General features: G+C 63.6%; 18 protein-coding genes. 9 read left to right on the top strand and 9 right to left on the bottom strand.

Translation table 11 applies throughout. The features are described 5' to 3' along the window. Positions 1-9 precede the first annotated feature (9 nt). Entirely contained in the window at positions 10-588 is a 579-nt protein-coding gene (locus LB577_RS09000) for a TetR/AcrR family transcriptional regulator (RefSeq protein WP_224686433.1), read from the top strand. Between the two features lie 114 nt (positions 589-702). Here the strand turns inward: LB577_RS09000 and LB577_RS08995 are convergent, their stop codons facing one another. The 6 genes from LB577_RS08995 to LB577_RS08970 are packed head-to-tail and all read right to left on the bottom strand — an operon-like array spanning position 703 to position 5,550. Beyond that, on the bottom strand, positions 703-1,677 hold the full coding sequence (locus LB577_RS08995; protein WP_224686432.1) for a branched-chain amino acid ABC transporter permease: 975 nt from the start codon (positions 1,675-1,677) through the stop codon (positions 703-705). Between the two features lie 21 nt (positions 1,678-1,698). Continuing rightward, on the bottom strand, positions 1,699-2,586 hold the full coding sequence (locus LB577_RS08990; RefSeq protein ID WP_023777782.1) for a branched-chain amino acid ABC transporter permease: 888 nt from the start codon (positions 2,584-2,586) through the stop codon (positions 1,699-1,701). Positions 2,587-2,593: 7 nt separating this feature from the next. Then, entirely contained in the window at positions 2,594-3,304 is a 711-nt protein-coding gene (locus LB577_RS08985; RefSeq protein ID WP_224686431.1) for an ABC transporter ATP-binding protein, read from the bottom strand. Further along, positions 3,297-4,076 carry an ABC transporter ATP-binding protein gene (locus LB577_RS08980; RefSeq protein WP_224686430.1) on the bottom strand — a complete coding sequence of 260 codons (780 nt, stop codon included), beginning with the start codon at positions 4,074-4,076 and terminating at the stop codon, positions 3,297-3,299. Before LB577_RS08980 ends, LB577_RS08985 begins: the two co-directional genes overlap by 8 nt. Before the next feature lie 11 nt (positions 4,077-4,087). Further along, complete coding sequence (locus LB577_RS08975) at positions 4,088-5,296, bottom strand: ABC transporter substrate-binding protein (protein ID WP_224686429.1); 1,209 nt, start codon at positions 5,294-5,296, stop codon at positions 4,088-4,090. Between the two features lie 14 nt (positions 5,297-5,310). Beyond that, positions 5,311-5,550, bottom strand: a complete 240-nt coding sequence (locus LB577_RS08970; protein ID WP_224686428.1) for a hypothetical protein — start codon at positions 5,548-5,550, stop codon at positions 5,311-5,313. A gap of 196 nt (positions 5,551-5,746) precedes the next feature. Between LB577_RS08970 and LB577_RS08965 the strand changes: the two genes are divergently transcribed. Then, positions 5,747-6,511 carry a LuxR C-terminal-related transcriptional regulator gene (locus LB577_RS08965; RefSeq protein WP_224686427.1) on the top strand — a complete coding sequence of 255 codons (765 nt, stop codon included), beginning with the start codon at positions 5,747-5,749 and terminating at the stop codon, positions 6,509-6,511. A 195-nt stretch (positions 6,512-6,706) separates the two neighbouring features. On the opposite strand, the gene LB577_RS08960 is transcribed toward LB577_RS08965, so the two are convergent. Together LB577_RS08960 and LB577_RS08955 are read right to left on the bottom strand one after the other, a co-directional pair. Next, positions 6,707-7,195 carry a hypothetical protein gene (locus LB577_RS08960; protein WP_224686426.1) on the bottom strand — a complete coding sequence of 163 codons (489 nt, stop codon included), beginning with the start codon at positions 7,193-7,195 and terminating at the stop codon, positions 6,707-6,709. Between the two features lie 157 nt (positions 7,196-7,352). Beyond that, positions 7,353-8,222, bottom strand: coding sequence for a helix-turn-helix domain-containing protein (locus LB577_RS08955; RefSeq protein ID WP_224686425.1), 870 nt, complete (start codon positions 8,220-8,222; stop codon positions 7,353-7,355). A 92-nt stretch (positions 8,223-8,314) separates the two neighbouring features. Here LB577_RS08955 and LB577_RS08950 point away from each other — a divergent pair, with 92 nt between their 5' ends. After that, positions 8,315-9,859, top strand: a complete 1,545-nt coding sequence (locus tag LB577_RS08950; protein ID WP_224686424.1) for a 4-hydroxyphenylacetate 3-hydroxylase N-terminal domain-containing protein — start codon at positions 8,315-8,317, stop codon at positions 9,857-9,859. Between the two features lie 6 nt (positions 9,860-9,865). Next, positions 9,866-10,375 carry a flavin reductase gene (locus LB577_RS08945; protein ID WP_224686423.1) on the top strand — a complete coding sequence of 170 codons (510 nt, stop codon included), beginning with the start codon at positions 9,866-9,868 and terminating at the stop codon, positions 10,373-10,375. Between the two features lie 3 nt (positions 10,376-10,378). Here the strand turns inward: LB577_RS08945 and hpaR are convergent, their stop codons facing one another. After that, positions 10,379-10,774, bottom strand: coding sequence for a homoprotocatechuate degradation operon regulator HpaR (gene hpaR / locus LB577_RS08940; RefSeq protein WP_224686496.1), 396 nt, complete (start codon positions 10,772-10,774; stop codon positions 10,379-10,381). A 217-nt stretch (positions 10,775-10,991) separates the two neighbouring features. On the opposite strand from hpaR, the gene LB577_RS08935 reads away from it, so the two are divergent. The 5 genes from LB577_RS08935 (at position 10,992) to hpaH (ending at position 15,818) form a co-directional block, all read left to right on the top strand. Next, positions 10,992-11,378, top strand: coding sequence for a 5-carboxymethyl-2-hydroxymuconate Delta-isomerase (locus tag LB577_RS08935; protein WP_224686422.1), 387 nt, complete (start codon positions 10,992-10,994; stop codon positions 11,376-11,378). An 11-nt stretch (positions 11,379-11,389) separates the two neighbouring features. Next, a complete protein-coding gene (gene hpaE / locus LB577_RS08930) occupies positions 11,390-12,907 on the top strand; it encodes a 5-carboxymethyl-2-hydroxymuconate semialdehyde dehydrogenase (protein ID WP_224686421.1) in 1,518 nt (505 codons plus the stop codon). Between the two features lie 13 nt (positions 12,908-12,920). Continuing rightward, complete coding sequence (gene hpaD / locus LB577_RS08925) at positions 12,921-13,901, top strand: 3,4-dihydroxyphenylacetate 2,3-dioxygenase (RefSeq protein WP_224686420.1); 981 nt, start codon at positions 12,921-12,923, stop codon at positions 13,899-13,901. A 241-nt stretch (positions 13,902-14,142) separates the two neighbouring features. Next, positions 14,143-15,015, top strand: coding sequence for a fumarylacetoacetate hydrolase family protein (locus LB577_RS08920; RefSeq protein WP_224686419.1), 873 nt, complete (start codon positions 14,143-14,145; stop codon positions 15,013-15,015). Beyond that, positions 15,012-15,818: a 2-oxo-hept-4-ene-1,7-dioate hydratase gene (hpaH, locus tag LB577_RS08915; RefSeq protein ID WP_224686418.1), complete on the top strand. Its 807-nt coding sequence runs from the start codon at positions 15,012-15,014 to the stop codon at positions 15,816-15,818. Before LB577_RS08920 ends, hpaH begins: the two co-directional genes overlap by 4 nt. Positions 15,819-15,831: the final 13 nt, after the last annotated feature.

Below are 15,831 nucleotides of genomic sequence, written 5' to 3'. Positions count from 1 at the left end.
AGGTGATCAATGCGAGCCGACGCAAAAAAAAATCACAGCCACATTCTCACGGTCGCGCGTGAAGTGATCGCCGAGAATGGTCCCGATGCGTCCATGCGCGATATCGCTCGCCGGGCCGACGTCGGGTTGGCAACGCTGCTGCGTCATTTTCCGACACGAGAAGCCTTGTTCGAAGCGTTGCTACGGACCAGCCTGGACGCGCTGACACAGAGAGCGAATGAACTCGAAGCGTCGACTTCACCTGACAATGCGGTCCTGTGCTGGTTTCACGAATGGGTGGCATTCGCCCGAAGCCATACGGGCGCCGTCGCCATGATGGCGGCCGCCCACACCGATCCGGACTCCGCGCTTTACGCTTCATGCGCAGCGGTGCACGCAGCGAGCGCGCGACTGCTGCTCCGTGCTCAAGCCGAAGGTACAGCGCGCGCCGATATGAACGGGGACGACCTGTTCGGCCTGATGTCGGCGCTCGGGTGGCTCGTGGACCTGCCCTCGTTCGCGCCGCGGGCCGACCATCTTGCTCACCTTGTCACGAGCGCCATCCTGACAAACCCGTCGAGCAACGATCTCAACAAGGCGACGGATTGAATCACGTCCGTATCGAATGCTCGATGGTCGCCGTCGCGCCAGGCAGTATGGCATCTGCGACGGGCAAAACGCCCTCGCGGTCTGCTCAGCCGCGCGCGAATGATCTGGACCTGATCAACCCTTCTCCGCCCGCTCGAGCACCCGCGCATAGAGTTCTCCCACAATACCGCGGCGGAAGATCAGCACGCAGACCATGAAGATCAGCCCGGTGGCGATGGTCACCGGGAAGCCGGAGGTGGCAAGCGTGTTTTCCAGTCCGACCACCAAGCTGGCGCCGATGACCGGCCCAACCATGGTGCCGATGCCGCCCAGAAGCGTCATCAGGATCACCTCGCCCGACATCTGCCAAGTGACGTCGGTGAGCGTGGCGAACTGGAAGACGACGGCCTTGAGGGAGCCCGCCAGCCCGGCCAGCGCCGCAGACATGACGAAGGCGGCGAGCTTGTAGTTGGCGACGGAATAGCCCAGCGAGATGGCGCGGCCCTCGTTTTCGCGGATCGAGCGCAGGATCATGCCGAAGGGCGAGTTGACGATGCGCCAGACGGCGAAGACGCCGATCAGGAACACCGCCAGCACGAAGTAATACATGTTCAGCGAGACGTTCAGGTCGAGGACGCCGAGCAGCACGCCGCGCGGCACGCCCTGAATGCCGTCCTCGCCTTGGGTGAAGGGCACCTGCACGCAGAAGAAGAAGAACATCTGCGACAGCGCCAGCGTGATCATGGCGAAATAGATGCCTTGCCGGCGAATGGCGAAGAACCCCATGACAAGGCCGAGCAGCGCGGCGCCTGCCATGCCGAGCAGGATGCCCGCCTCCGGCGGCCAGCCCCAAACCTTGACGACGTGGGCGGTGAAGTAGGCGGCGCCGCCAAAGAAGGTGGCGTGGCCGAACGAAAGCAGGCCGGTATAGCCGAGCAGCAGATTGAACGCGCAGGCAAACAGCGCGAAGCAGAGCATCTTCATCAGGAAGACCGGGTAGACGAGGAAGGGCGCCACCAGCAGCCCCAGTATGCCGAGCCCGACCAGCGTCCATTCGAGCCATGCCGGGGTTTTTCCGGCCGATGTCTCGCGAAGCGTCAATTCGGCCATCTCGGATGTCCCTTCCGCATGTCAGGCGTCCTTTCCGAACAGGCCGGCCGGCCGAACCAGAAGCACGATCGCCATGATGACGAAGACCACGAGGTTGGAGGCCTCGGGGTAGAAGACCTTGGTCAGCCCTTCGGCAAGGCCAAGCATGTAGCCGGTGACGATCGCGCCGAGGATCGATCCCATGCCGCCGACCACGACCACAGCGAAGACGACGATGATGAGATCCGACCCCATCAGCGGGCTCACCTGATAGATCGGCGCGGCCAGAATTCCGGCAAGCCCGGCAAGGGCGGAGCCGAGGCCGTAGGTCAGAGTCAGCAGCAGCGGCACGTTGACGCCGAAGGCCTGGACGAGGCGGGGATTCTCGGTTGCCGCGCGCAGGTAGGAACCGAGCCTGGTCTTCTCGATCAGCGCCCAGGTTCCGAAGCAGACGATCAGCGAGGCGACGACGACCCAGCCGCGATAGTTGGGCAGGAACATGAAGCCGAGATTGGTGCCTCCCGAAAGCAGTGGCGGCACGGCGTAAGCATTTCCCGACACGCCGTAATAGTAGCGGAATATGCCTTCGAGCACGAGCGCGAGGCCGAAGGTGAAGAGCAGGCCGTAGAGCGGATCGGTGTCGTAAAGCCGCGACAGCGCCAGGCGTTCGACGACGACGCCGAAGACGCCGACGATCAGCGGGGCAAGGACCAGCGCCGGCCAGTAGCCGATGCCGAGATAGGCGAGCAGCAGATAGCCGACGAAGGCGCCCAGCATGTACTGGGCGCCATGGGCGAAATTGATGACGCGCAGCAGGCCGAAAATCACAGCCAGCCCCAGGCTCAGCATGGCGTAGAAGGAGCCGTTGATCAGTCCGACCAGCAACTGGCCGAGGAATGCCTGGACGGGGATTCCGAAGATCATCGTCATGGCGTCCTCATACACCCAGAACGTCGTGGAGCAGGCTCATGCGGTCCGCCAGCTCGCCGGTCGGGAACCCGGCGACGACCTTGCCGTGCTCCATCAGGTAGAAACGATCGGCGACACGGTTGGCGAAGCGGAAATTCTGCTCGACCAGCAGGATCGTCATGCCGCGCTTTTTCAACGTCGCCAGCAGCTCGCCTATGCGCTGCACGATGACGGGGGCGAGGCCCTCGGTCGGCTCGTCGAGAAGCAGCATCTTCACGCCGGTTCGCAGCATGCGCGCGATCGCCAGCATCTGCTGTTCACCGCCCGACAACCTGGTGCCGGGGCTGTTGCGCCGCTCCTTCAGATTGGGGAAGAGATCGAATATCTCCTCGATGCTCATGCCGCCCTTGGCAACGACCGGCGGCAGCACCAGGTTCTCGTCGACCGTCAGCGTGGCGAAGATGCCACGCTCCTCCGGCACGAAGCCGATGCCCTGATGCGCGGTCTTGTGGAGAGGCAGCCGCATCAGGTCCGCGCCGTCGAAAACGACCTTGCCGGTTCGCTTGCGGATCAGCCCCATGATGGCGCGCAGCGTCGTCGTCTTGCCGACGCCGTTGCGGCCGAGCAGCGTGACCGTCTCGCCGGCAAACACTTCCAGATCGACGCCGTGCAGCGCATGGCCCTCGCCGTACCAGGCGTTGAGGCCGCGGACCGCAAGCAGGGGTGCTGCACTAGTCATCGGCGGTGCCCATATAGGCAACCTTCACCCGCTCGTCGCGGCTGACGGTGGCGTAGTCGCCGGCCGCAAGCACCTCGCCGCGCTGCATGACGGTTATCCAGTCGCAGAGATCGGCGACGACCGTGAGATTGTGCTCGACCATCAGCACAGCGCGGTCGCGCGCCACCGAACGGATGAGGTCGGAAACCGTGGCCACGTCCTCATGCCCCATGCCGGCCATCGGCTCGTCCAGCAGCAGCACTTTCGGATCGAGCGCCAGCGTCGTGGCGATCTCGAGCACGCGTTTCCTGCCATAGGAGAGATCGCCGGCCAGCCTGTTCCTGGCGTCGTCGAGACCGACGGAGCGCAACAGCTCCATCGCACGCGGCGTCAACCGGTCGAGTGCCGCCAGCGAGCGCCAGAACTGGACGCCAAGCCCACCCGGCCGCTGCAGCGCGACGCGCACATTGTCGAGTACGCTGAGGTGCGGAAAGATCGCCGATATCTGGAACGAGCGCACCAGCCCCATCCGCGCCACTCTCGCCGGCGAGGTGCGGGTGATGTCGTGGCCGAGCAGTTCGATCCTGCCGCTGGTCGGCGCCAGGAACTTGGTCAGCAGGTTGAAAACGGTGGTTTTGCCGGCGCCGTTGGGTCCGATCAGGGCGTGGATGTTGCCATGGCGGACATCGAGATCGACGTTCTTGACGGCGACGAAGCCGGCGAAATCACGCCGCAGCCCGCGGGCGGACAGCACGACAAGCGGCTCGTTTCCATTGAGGGCGGGCGGCGCCATGGCCGCGCCGATCACTGGGCCGCCGTTGGACAGCCGCTTTCCTTCTCGCTCAGGAAGGCCTCCTTGCCGGGGATGGTGGCGAGGTATTTGTAATAGTCCCAGTCCTTGCTGCTCTCGCTGGGCGCCTTGACCTGGTAGAGATACATGTCATGGACCATGTTGCCGTCCGCCTGTACCTTGCCATTGGTCATCACGGCGTCGTCCACCGGCAGCGAATGCAATTGCTTGGCGACGGCCTCGGTCTCGTCGGTGCCGGCCTTGTCGATCGCCTTCAAATACTGCGTCACCGCCGAATAGGTCGCGGCCTGGATCATGTTCGGCATGCGGTTGGTGCGCTTGAAGAAACGCTGCCCGAACGCGCGGCTCTTGTCGTCGCGATCCCAGTAGTAGCCCTCGGTCAGCACGACGCCTTGCGCTGCCTGAAGGCCCAGCCCATGCACCTCGGCCAGCGTGAACAGAAGGGCCGCAAGGCGCTGGCCACCCTGGACGATGCCGAATTCGGCCGCCTGCTTGATGGAATTGGAGGTGTCGAGGCCGGCATTCGCCAGCCCGATGACCTTGGCGCCCGAAGACTGCGCCTGCAGCAGGAAGGATGAATAGTCGGTCGCCCCCAGTGGATAACGCACTTCGCCCAACACCTTGCCGCCATGGGCTTCGACGAACTTGGCGGTCTGCTCCTTGAGTGAATAGCCGAAGGCATAATCGACGGTGACGAAGAACCAGCTGTCGCCGCCCTGCTGCACCAGAGAGCCGCCGGTTCCCACCGCCTGCGAATGGGTGTCGTAGGCCCAGTGGAAACCGTAGGGCGAGCACTGCTTGCCGGTGAGTTCGGTGGTCGCCGCGCCGGTGACGATGTCGATCTTCTTCTTTTCCTTGGAAATGCCCTGGACGGCGAGCGCGACCGAGGAGGTCGTCAGCTCCATGATGGCATCGACCTGTTCGGTGTCGTACCACTGCCGCGCGATGTTGGAGGCGATGTCCGGCTTGTTCTGGTGATCGGCGCTGATGATCTCGATTGGCGCGCCCTGCACCTTGCCGCCGAAATCCGCGACAGCCATCTTGGCGGCCTCGACCGACCACTTGCCGCCGAAATCGGCATAGACGCCGGACTGGTCGTTGAGGATGCCGATCTTGACCTTGCCATCGGAAATTTCGGCGGCCGAGGCGGGGATCGCGGATGCGGCGAGAAACGCGGCAGAAACGAAATAACATGCCTTCATGGTACTTCCTCCCATTACGATGAAACCGGCCGCCCCCTACGATCGATCATCTTCAAAGCAATAATGAACATGAGCAAGATGGGAATGATCGGCAAGGGGCCGTTGCCGATTTCACGTCCGAAGCGGCGCACTTCGGCGGCATTGTGCCTGCCGTGAGCGAGCCCAGGATCGAACACAACGGTGTGAACCGCCTGGCATGTGAACGATCTGGCGGCACAGTGGTCGCGCCGAGTTGCCGGAGCCCGGTCGGCCATGGATGTCCGCCGCCGGATCGGCAAACGCCTCAGTCCTCGGCGACCACGCGATGGCCGTTGCAGAAATCGGCTTCGCTCCGTCATGTGCTGTGCTTCACATACATCTGGCTCGAATCCACGGATTACTGAGGGGAGTTGAGAACCGTGGAGCAGTAGCCACGCCCCAGATGCGAGCGAGGGGGCAAGAGGAGCAGCTATGACAGCAATTCAAACATTTGAGGCGGCCCAGGCAAGCCTGTGTGCTCTTAATATCGATCCCGATAGCCCACCCGCCTTCGTTGCGGCGGATATCGAGATCGCGATTATCGATGATCGATCGCTGATGTGCGACTGCCTGGCAAGAGGCCTCGCGGAAATCGAACCCGCATTTCGTTTCCAGCATTTCTCGAGCATCGAAACCTTCGACGCGGCAGACCTGGAGGAGACCCAAAGGATCTCGACTGTGCTGATGTGCGCCGTGTGGTCAAACTCCGAGGCAGACCACCATCTTGCCCGGATCGCCCACCTCAAAGCGACGAGACCCTGGGTGAGCACCATCATCCTCGCCGATATCGAAAATTTCGACGATGTTCACAAAGCGATCGACAACGGTGCATGCGGCTATGTTCCGACGAGCGTCAGCCTGCAAATCGCAGCCAAGGCAATTCATCTCGTGGCGGCAGGGGGAATTTTCATCCCGCCGAGTGTGCTTTTCCAATCGGCGCAAAACGCCAGGGATGGCCACCAGGCCACCAAATCGCAGGCGCAAGAAGACAATTTTTTCACGTCGCGCCAGATTTCGGTCATAGAAGCGCTGCGTCGCGGGAAAGCGAACAAGATCATCGCCTACGAACTCAACATGTGCGAGAGCACGGTCAAGGTGCATGTTCGTAATATCATGAAAAAACTTCGCGCGCGGAACCGGACCGAGGTGGCCTACATCCTGAATACGCCGCCTTATGAGGGCCTCGTCAAGAATTGACCGGCGACGAAACAGGACCCCAGAAATGACAATGCCCCGCCGCCTGCGCCCGGAAGGGCGAGGCATACGAGGCATGTTTGCCGCCCGGCGATCAGGGCCGGTATTTCGCCTTAGCGTATTCCGTCCGGCGGGTCAGTCGAGCCTTTACCGGCGCGACACGCAACGCCACGGCTCGCCAATCAGCCGTGACGGCTGCTATCTGGCCGTCGCTCTTTGACTGTGTTGGCGGGCATAGGACACACAGGCGTCCACCGTGCTGACACAGAGCGCGTCGCGACTGTTCGGCAAATTGTTGTCGCCGGCATAGGCGACTTCGGCGACGCGGCCGTCGACCATGCGTATTTGCGTGTCGCAATAGCCGCCGGGAGCGACATTGACGGAGCCGCCGACCGTCGGGATCGCGCCTAGCGCCAGGGTTGGGACGACAATGCTGAGATTGCCGCGCTGAACGACGCGCTTGTAGGTCCAGATCTGGCCAGACCCGCCAGCGTCCGCGGTGGCGGTCGGAAAGCCCGCGCACATTCGCACGTCGCCTTCGCTGAGGCCGACCATCTCCTTGCGCGCCGCCGCCGTCGTGGGATCAACCTTGGCGATGCGCGATGTATCGTCGGGAATGACGCAGGACGACTGGACGCCGACGACAAGAACAGGAAGGGCAAGCTTTCTAATACAGGAAAATGTCATACCGACTTTCGGATTTGCCCTGTTGTGGGATTGCATGGCGCCCGGCCGCGCTCTTTACCTAGGCAAGCAGGCGAGCGGATCAACCCCGTGCAGCTTCACGAAAAAGTGGCCGACAACATCAAGGTTTGCACGTCACGAGACGTGGTACCACACCAGATCAATGCCCTTGCAGCTGCCTGCGGCGCCAGGCGGCGGGTGCTTCGCCGACTCGTTCGCGAAAGAAGCGTGAGAAGTAGGCCGGATCGTCGAAGCCGATCTCGTAGGCGATGTCCTCGACGGTGCGGACGGTGAACAGAAGCAGCCGCTTGGCCTCCAGCAGCCGCCGCTCGCCGACGACGCGCTTGACGCCGCTGCCCAGCACCGCGCGGCTGGCCTTGTCGAGAAGATGCGGCGTCGTGGCCAGCGCTTCGACGTAGCGGCCAACCGGCCAGTCGTCACGGAAATGCGCGTCGACGAGACGGCGCAAGCCCTGCGCCAGCGAGGCTTCGGATGAGCCTGCGGCGTCCATCACCTCGGGGCCGAGACGCGCGATGTGGGAGAGCGCGACGGCGATCAGCGACGGCAAGGTCTTGTCGTTGCCGGCCTGCGCTTCGGTGTATTCGGCGGCAATCATGTCCAGCACCGCCGCCAGCCGTTTCCAGGCGGCGTGCTGCGGCAGGCCGCCGGCGAAAACCGGCCTGTCCAGCGGCAGCAGGCTGTGCGCTTCTATCGCCGCGAGCGCATCGTCGGCCACGGAAACGACGATCGCGTCGGTGCCGGGGCCGATCGAGAAGCCATGCACGACATTGCTCGGCACGAAGCTGACGGCTGGCGCCGAAAAGTCCCAGGATTGGTCCTCGAGGAGATACGTACCGGAGCCGCTGCTCCAGTAGGTGATCTGGCCCATCTGCGGATGCTTGTGCGCAGCGACCTGGCCGAGGTGGATGTTGCTGCGTGCAAGCACTGTCTCGACATGCAGGAAACCGACATCGAGCGGCCGGACGGGCTCGCCATAGACGAAGAAATCGGGGATGGAGTTCTGGCTCATGACGCCGGAAAAAGTCCAATCGGTTTTGGCGTTCCGTCCATAGCCGATCCTCGGCCCCGACGCTAGGATCGCATACCAAGTGGAGGAACATCATGCGGTCAGAAGATTTCCGTGCCGACAGAGCGCGCCCGTTCACGAGCGCCGAATATCTGGAGAGCCTGCGCGACGGCCGCGAGGTCTTTATCAACGGCGAACGCATCGCCGACGTCACCACGCATCCGGCAATGCGCAATTCGGCGCGGTCGCTGGCACGCCTCTACGACGCGCTGCATGATCCCAAGCGGCGCGAGACTCTGACTTCGGCCACCGACACCGGATCGGGCGGCTACACCCACAAATATTTTCGGGTCGCGAAATCCTCCGGCGAACTCGTCGCCCAGCAGACGGCGATCGCCGAGTGGTCGCGTATGTCCTATGGCTGGATGGGACGCACACCCGACTACAAGGCGGCGCTGATGAACACGCTCGGCGCCAATGCCGACTGGTACGGACCGTTCAAGGACAATGCCCTCGCCTGGCACAGCAGAGCCCAGGAAGCCGTGCTGTTCATGAACCATGCCATCGTCAACCCACCGATCGACCGCCACAAGCCGGCAGAGCAGGTGAAGGACGTTTTCGTCCACATCACCAAGGAGACCGATGCCGGCATCTACGTCTCCGGCGCCAAGGTGGTGGCAACGTCCTCGGTGCTGACACATTACAATTTCCTGGCGCAAAGCTCAGCGACGGTCACCGAGGATCCGTCGCTGTCGGTGATGTTCATCGTGCCGATGAACGCGCCGGGGATAAAGATGTTCTGCCGCGTCTCCTATGAGCAGACGGCCAACACGGCAGCGGCACCGTTCGACTATCCGCTGTCGTCGCGCTTCGACGAGAACGACGCGATCCTGGTGCTCGACAATGTCTTCATCCCCTGGGAGGACGTGTTGGTGCTGCGTGACGCGCAGAAGATCCTGTCGTTCCATCCGGCGTCCGGCTTCATGCACGGCTACTGCTTCCAGGGCTGCACGCGCTTTGCCGTCAAGCTCGACTTCCTCGCCGGCCTGCTGGCCAAGGCGCTGCGCGCCACCGGCGGCGATGCCTTCCGCGGCAACCAGGCGGCACTGGGCGAGGTTATCGCGCTCCGGCACATGTTCTGGAGCTTTTCCAACGCCATGGCCTACAATCCGATCCCGTGGGCGAATGGCGCGGTGCTGCCCAATCTGGAAGCCGCATTGGCCTACCGCACCTTCATGTCGGAAGCCTATCCGCGCGTCATCGACACCGTGCGCCGGGTGATCGCGTCCGGGCTGATCTACCTGCCGTCGTCGGTGCGCGACTTCAACAATCCCGAGATCGACAAATATCTGGCGCAATATGTGCGCGGCTCCAACGACATGGGCCACATCGAGCGTATCAAGATCATGAAGCTGCTGTGGGACGCGACCGGCACCGAATTCGGCGGCCGCCATGCGCTCTATGAGCTGAACTATGCCGGTGCACCGGAAGAGGTGCGGCTGCAGGTGCTGAAGGGCGCCGAACGCGGCGGCCGCCTGAAGGCGATGGAGGAACTGGTCGACACCTGCATGGCCGACTATGACGAGAACGGCTGGACGGGCGATACCTGGCTCAATCCGCTTCCCGCCTCGGCCGGGTGAACGCCGATGGCCACGCAGATTTCGAAAGCCGATTTCCGCGACGCCATGGCAAGGGTCTGCGCGCCGGTCAACATCGTCACCACCGATGGCCCGGCGGGGCGCGGCGGCTTCACGGCCACCGCCATGTGCAGCGTCTCCGACGCGCCGCCGACGCTGCTGGTGTGCATGAACGGACGTTCGGCGCAGGCCGCCATGTTCCTCGCCAACCGGCGCTTCTGCGTCAACGTGCTGACGCATGACCATATGCATCTGGCGGGAAAGTTCGCCGGCGCGACCAAGGACATGGAAGCGCGCTATTCGGCGGCGCGCTGGCAGACGCTGACGTCGGGCACGCCGGCGCTGTCGGACGCGATCGTCAATTTCGACTGCGAGATCGAGGACGTGCATATCGTCGGCACGCACAATGTGATGATCGGCCGCGTCATCGACGTCAGGCACGGCAGCGGCGGCTCGGCGCTGCTCTATGTCGACCGGAATTACACGCAGCCGACACGGTTGGGCAGTTTTGGCGGGTGAGCCTCAGCTCTCGCCGTCGATCAGGGTTTCCAGGAGATCGAGCAACTGCTCCACCCGCTCATGGCCAAAGCGGCGTTCGATGTCGTCGTAAATGACGCGGCGTTCGGGCGAGAGGGCATCGATCAGGGCGGAACCCGCCGGGGCGATTGTCAGGACGACGCGGCGGCCGTCGCCTTCGGCCTTGTTGCGGGTAATGAATTTGCGTCCCTCGAGCGCCTTGATGATGCGTGTCAGGCTGGGCGGCAGCACCGAGGCGCGGTCGGCCAGCTCCGTCGCATCGACCGGGCCGGCTTCGCTCAGCACGCGCAGCACGCGCCATTGCTGTTCGGTGACGTCATGGGCGGCAAGCATGGGACGAAACCGCGCCATCACCACTTCACGGGCGTGAAGCAATGCCATCGGCAGGGAGCGACGAGTATTTTCCGGCAGCAAGTGAAATTCTCTCCAACGCTGGCTCGCGATGTGGCGGGCTTTGCCCAGCAGCGCTGGCCCTCAGTGCCCGTCACCGTCATCCCGTATCGTCGTGCCAAGCCCGATGCAAGACTTGACTTCGGCGGGATCGCATGTAATTAACGCGTTAATTATAACAAAGCAATGTTCCAGGGAACGAGACGCGGTGCCTCACTTCTCCATCGAGTATTCGGCCAATCTCGATGCCAAGGTCGATATGGGCGAATTATGCGCACTGGTGTTGCGCACGCTGCTGGACACCGGGCTGTTCGAGACCGCCGCCGTGAGGGTACGGGCTTTTCGCGCCGATGCGTATGCCATTGCCGACAGGCTGCCGGAAAACGCCTTCCTCGACATGTCGTTTCGTATCGGCACCGGCCGCAGCGCCGAGGACAAGAAACGGACGGGAGAGGCCATCTTCGCGGCCGTAAGCAAATATCTGGCAGCGCTGTTCGAGACGCCGCATTTCGCCTTGTCGCTGGAGATCCGGGAAATCGACCCAGTGCTGAGCTGGAAAAAAAACGCAATCCACCCGCGGCTGCGCGGCAAGTGACGGAAGCTGATATGTCCGATCTCGAAGGCAATCTGAAAAAGGCCGAGGCCTATCTGGCCCGCTTCAAGCGCGACGGCGTGCTGAACCAGATCGGCGGCGAGGCGGTGGCGGCCGCCGACGGCTCGACCTTCGAAACCATGTCGCCGGTCGATTTGAAGCCGCTGGCCAAGGTCGCGCGTGGGGGCGCCGCCGATATCGACCGTGCCGCCAAGGCGGCAAAGGCGGCGTTCCCGGCCTGGGCCGCCATGCCCGGCGAAGCGCGCAAGAAGCTGCTGCATAAAATCGCCGACGCCATCGAGGCACGGGCCGAGGAGATCGCCTTCGTCGAATGCATGGATACCGGCCAGGCGCTGAAATTCATGGCCAAGGCGGCGTTGCGCGGCGCGGAGAACTTCCGTTTCTTCGCCGATCGTGCGCCGGAAGCGCGTGACGGCGAGACGCTGCGGACGACAGGCCAGGTCAACATCACCACGCGCGTGCCGATCGGCCCTGTCGGCGTGATCACGCCGTGGAACACGCCGTTCATGCTCTCGACCTGGAAGATCGCACCGGCGCTGGCCGCCGGCTGCACCGTGGTTCATAAGCCGGCTGAGTTCTCGCTGCTGACCGCAAGGCTGCTGGTCGAGATCGCCGAGGAGGCGGGCCTGCCGAAGGGCGTGTGGAACCTGGTCAATGGCCTCGGCGAGCATGCCGGCAAGGCGCTGACCGAACACCCCGACATCAAGGCGATCGGCTTCGTCGGCGAAAGCCGCACCGGCTCGATGATCATGAAACAGGGCGCCGACACGCTGAAGCGCGTCCATTTCGAACTTGGCGGCAAGAACCCGGTGATCGTGTTCGCCGACGCCGACCTCGAACGTGCGGCGGATGCGGCGGTGTTCATGATCTACTCGCTCAATGGCGAGCGCTGCACCTCGTCATCGCGGCTGCTGGTCGAAGCCTCGGTCTACGACAAGTTCACCGATCTGGTGGCGGAAAAGGCAAAGCGCATCACAATAGGCCATCCGCTAGACCCCAAGACCGTTGTCGGACCGCTGATCCATCCGGTGCATGAGGAAAAGGTGCTGTCCTATATCGAGATCGGCAAATCGGAGGGCGCGGTGGTCGCCGCCGGCGGCGGCAAGTTCGCCGGCCCGGGCGGCGGATGCTATGTCAGCCCGACACTGTTTGTTGGCGCCACCAACACAATGCGCATCGCCCAGGAGGAGATTTTCGGGCCGGTGCTGACCGCCATCGCCTTCAAGGACGAAGCGGAAGCGCTGGCGCTGGCCAACGACACGCAGTACGGCCTGACCGGCTATCTCTGGACCTCGGACGTGACCCGCGCCTTCCGCTTCACCGATGCACTGGATGCCGGCATGATCTGGGTCAATTCGGAGAATGTGCGGCATCTGCCGACACCGTTCGGCGGCGTCAAGAACTCCGGCATCGGCCGCGACGGCGGCGACCATTCCTTCGATTTCTACATGGAGACGAAGAACATCGCCTTCGCCACTTCAGCGCACGCGATCCAGAAACTCGGCGGCTGACGGAGGAAATCAGATGCCCTTGCCCAAGCCCAACCTCTATCCCGCCTTCAACATCGTGCGCCTCAGCCATGTCGAGCTGGCCGTCACCGACCTCGCCAGATCGCGCGCGTTCTATGTCGACACGCTCGGCCTGCAGGTCACCGACGAGACATCGGGCGCCATCTACCTGCGCGCCATGGAGGAACGTGGCCATCATTGCATCGTGCTGCGCAAGGCGAAGACGCCGGAAGCGCGCGATCTCGGCTTCAAGGTTTTTTCGGAGGAGGATCTCGATAAGGCCGTACATTTCTTCAAGGGCAAGGGCCTGCCGATGGAATGGGTCGAGCGGCCCTACCAGTCGCGCACCTTCCGCACCCGCGACCCGCACGGCATACCGCTGGAGTTCTATGCCCAGATGGAAAGGCTGCCGCCGATCCACCAGAAATATGCGCTCTATAAGGGCGTCAAGCCGCTGCGCATCGACCACTTCAACTGCTTCTCGCCCAATGTCGACGAGTCCGTCGGCTTCTACAACGAGCTCGGTTTCCGGGTCACCGAATACACCGAGGATGCGGCAACCGGGAAGCTGTGGGCGGCCTGGACGCACCGCAAGGGCGGCGTCCACGACATCGCCTTCACCAACGGCATCGGCCCGCGCCTGCATCATGTCGCGTTCTGGGTGCCGACGCCGCTCAACATCATCGACCTGCTCGACCTGATGGCGACCACGGGCTATTTGCCGAACATCGAACGCGGCCCCGGCCGGCACGGCATTTCAAACGCGTTCTTCCTCTATGTCCGCGACCCGGACAACCACCGCATCGAGATCTACTGTTCGGACTACCAGACGGTCGATCCGGACCTCGAGCCGATCAAGTGGGATCTCAAGGACCCGCAGCGCCAGACGCTGTGGGGCGCACCAGCGCCGAAAAGCTGGTTCGAGCAAGGCAGCACCTTCGCCGGCGCGGCGGCACGCCAGCCGGATTTGACGGCGTCGCCGATCATTGCGCCGTAGGTGGGATTTTAGAGATGTCAGCGTTCTACGGCGCCCCCTTCTGTCCTGCCGGACATCTCCCCCTCAAGGGGGGAGATTGGTTGGCCTTCCGGCCCGCGATCTTCTCGCAACGCTGGAAGTTGGCGAAGGCAGAGACAAAATCCAATCTCCCCACAAGAGGGGGAGATGTCCGGCAGGACAGAGGGGGGCGCCGTAGAACTCTGTCCCTGCAGACATCCATCGCCACCACCGGAGCCGCAGCATGACCCCGCCCCGGCTCGCCACCTTCACCGCCGGCGGCAAGACGCGCTATGGCGTGGTCACCGGCAAAGGCGTCGTCGACCTGTCGGCTCGCTACAGCCAGTGGCCGACATTGCGCGAGGTGATCGAGGCCGGCGCCTTGCGGCGGCTGGCGGAAGAGGCCGAAGCGTTCGCCGCCGATTTCCCGCTCGACGCCATCGCCTACGACATCCCGATCCCGTCGCCGGAAAAGATCATCTGCGTCGGCGTCAACTATCCGGACCGCAACGAGGAGTACAAGGACGGCCAGGCGGCGCCTTCCAACCCGTCGCTGTTCATCCGCTTCCCGCGTTCGCTCGTCGGCCATGACGCGCCGCTGGTGCGGCCGCCTGAATCGCCACAACTCGACTATGAGGGCGAGATCGTCATCGTCATCGGCAAGGGTGGCCGGCGCATCGCCGAGAGGGATGCGCTTGGCCACATCGCGGCGCTGTCGTTGTGCAACGAAGGCACCATCCGCGACTGGGTGCGGCATGCCAAGTTCAACGTCACGCAAGGCAAGAATTTCGACCGCAGCGGCTCGATCGGACCGTGGCTGGTGCCGTTCACGGATGAGGCGCAGATCGCCGATATCGCGCTCTCCACCCGCGTCAATGGCGAGATCCGCCAGCAGGACCGCACCAGCCGGATGATCTTTCCCTTCCGCAAGATCATCAACTACATCTCGACCTTCACCACGCTGGTGCCGGGCGATATCATCGTCACCGGTACGCCGACCGGCGCCGGCGCCCGCTTCGATCCGCCGATCTGGCTGAAGCCGGGCGATGTGATCGAGATCGAGGCCGACGGTATCGGCCTGCTTCGCAACGGTGTCGTCGACGAGGCAAGCGTATGACCCCCGAGCAAGTCGAAGACGCCGCGGCGCGGCTATTCGAGGCCGAGCGGTCGCGCCGGCAGATCCGGCTACTCAGCCTCGATTTTCCCGAGGCAACGATGGAGGACGCCTACCGCGTCCAAGCGGCGCTCGTGGCGCGCAAGATCGGCGCCGGGCTGAAGCCGAAGGGCTGGAAGATCGGCCTGACCTCCAAGGCGATGCAATATGCGCTGGCCATCGACACGCCGGATTCGGGCGTGCTGTTCGACGATATGTTCTTCAGCGACGGCGCTGCGGTTCCGGCCGGCCGTTTCATCCAGCCGCGCGTCGAGGCCGAGATCGCCTTCGTCATGAAGGCACCGCTGAAGGGGCCCGGCGTGACCCTCTTCGACGTGCTCAACGCCACCGACTACATCACGCCGGCGCTCGAAATCCTCGACACCCGCATCGAACGCATCAACGCCGAGACCAACAAGGTACGCACCTTCTTCGACACGATTTCCGACAACGCCGCCAATGCCGGCATCGTCATGGGCGGCAGGCCGCAGCGGCCCGATGAAGCCGACATGCGCTGGATCGGCGCCATCGTCTCGCGCAATGCCGAGGTCGAGGAGACCGGGCTTGGCGCCGGCGTGCTCAACCATCCGGCGATGGGCATCGCCTGGCTGGCGGACCGGCTCGCCAGCTACGGCATGTCGATCACGGCTGGCGATGTGGTGCTGTCGGGATCCTTCGTGCGGCCGGTCGAAGCGCGGCCCGGCGACACCATCGTTGCCGATTTCGGCAGTTCGGGAACGGTCAGCATCCATTTCGCGAAGAGCTGACGCCGCAGTCGCC

The organism is Mesorhizobium sp. B283B1A, assembly GCF_020165735.1.
Taxonomy (GTDB): Bacteria; Pseudomonadota; Alphaproteobacteria; order Rhizobiales; family Rhizobiaceae; genus Mesorhizobium; species Mesorhizobium opportunistum.
This window is presented reverse-complemented; position numbering and strand designations above follow the sequence as displayed.

What these genes read in the sequence shown, in the direction of transcription:
- hpaR (WP_224686496.1), bottom strand. Translation starts at nt 10,774, where the DNA reads ATGGCATTGCTTCACGCCCGTGAAGTGGTGATGGCGCGGTTTCGTCCC.
- hpaD (WP_224686420.1), top strand. Translation starts at nt 12,921, where the DNA reads ATGCCCTTGCCCAAGCCCAACCTCTATCCCGCCTTCAACATCGTGCGC.
- LB577_RS08975 (WP_224686429.1), bottom strand. Translation starts at nt 5,296, where the DNA reads ATGAAGGCATGTTATTTCGTTTCTGCCGCGTTTCTCGCCGCATCCGCG.
- LB577_RS08965 (WP_224686427.1), top strand. Translation starts at nt 5,747, where the DNA reads ATGACAGCAATTCAAACATTTGAGGCGGCCCAGGCAAGCCTGTGTGCT.
- LB577_RS08995 (WP_224686432.1), bottom strand. Translation starts at nt 1,677, where the DNA reads ATGGCCGAATTGACGCTTCGCGAGACATCGGCCGGAAAAACCCCGGCA.
- LB577_RS09000 (WP_224686433.1), top strand. Translation starts at nt 10, where the DNA reads ATGCGAGCCGACGCAAAAAAAAATCACAGCCACATTCTCACGGTCGCG.
- LB577_RS08980 (WP_224686430.1), bottom strand. Translation starts at nt 4,076, where the DNA reads ATGGCGCCGCCCGCCCTCAATGGAAACGAGCCGCTTGTCGTGCTGTCC.
- LB577_RS08990 (WP_023777782.1), bottom strand. Translation starts at nt 2,586, where the DNA reads ATGACGATGATCTTCGGAATCCCCGTCCAGGCATTCCTCGGCCAGTTG.
- LB577_RS08985 (WP_224686431.1), bottom strand. Translation starts at nt 3,304, where the DNA reads ATGACTAGTGCAGCACCCCTGCTTGCGGTCCGCGGCCTCAACGCCTGG.
- LB577_RS08945 (WP_224686423.1), top strand. Translation starts at nt 9,866, where the DNA reads ATGGCCACGCAGATTTCGAAAGCCGATTTCCGCGACGCCATGGCAAGG.
- LB577_RS08920 (WP_224686419.1), top strand. Translation starts at nt 14,143, where the DNA reads ATGACCCCGCCCCGGCTCGCCACCTTCACCGCCGGCGGCAAGACGCGC.
- hpaH (WP_224686418.1), top strand. Translation starts at nt 15,012, where the DNA reads ATGACCCCCGAGCAAGTCGAAGACGCCGCGGCGCGGCTATTCGAGGCC.
- LB577_RS08950 (WP_224686424.1), top strand. Translation starts at nt 8,315, where the DNA reads ATGCGGTCAGAAGATTTCCGTGCCGACAGAGCGCGCCCGTTCACGAGC.
- LB577_RS08970 (WP_224686428.1), bottom strand. Translation starts at nt 5,550, where the DNA reads ATGGCCGACCGGGCTCCGGCAACTCGGCGCGACCACTGTGCCGCCAGA.
- LB577_RS08955 (WP_224686425.1), bottom strand. Translation starts at nt 8,222, where the DNA reads ATGAGCCAGAACTCCATCCCCGATTTCTTCGTCTATGGCGAGCCCGTC.
- LB577_RS08960 (WP_224686426.1), bottom strand. Translation starts at nt 7,195, where the DNA reads ATGACATTTTCCTGTATTAGAAAGCTTGCCCTTCCTGTTCTTGTCGTC.
- hpaE (WP_224686421.1), top strand. Translation starts at nt 11,390, where the DNA reads ATGTCCGATCTCGAAGGCAATCTGAAAAAGGCCGAGGCCTATCTGGCC.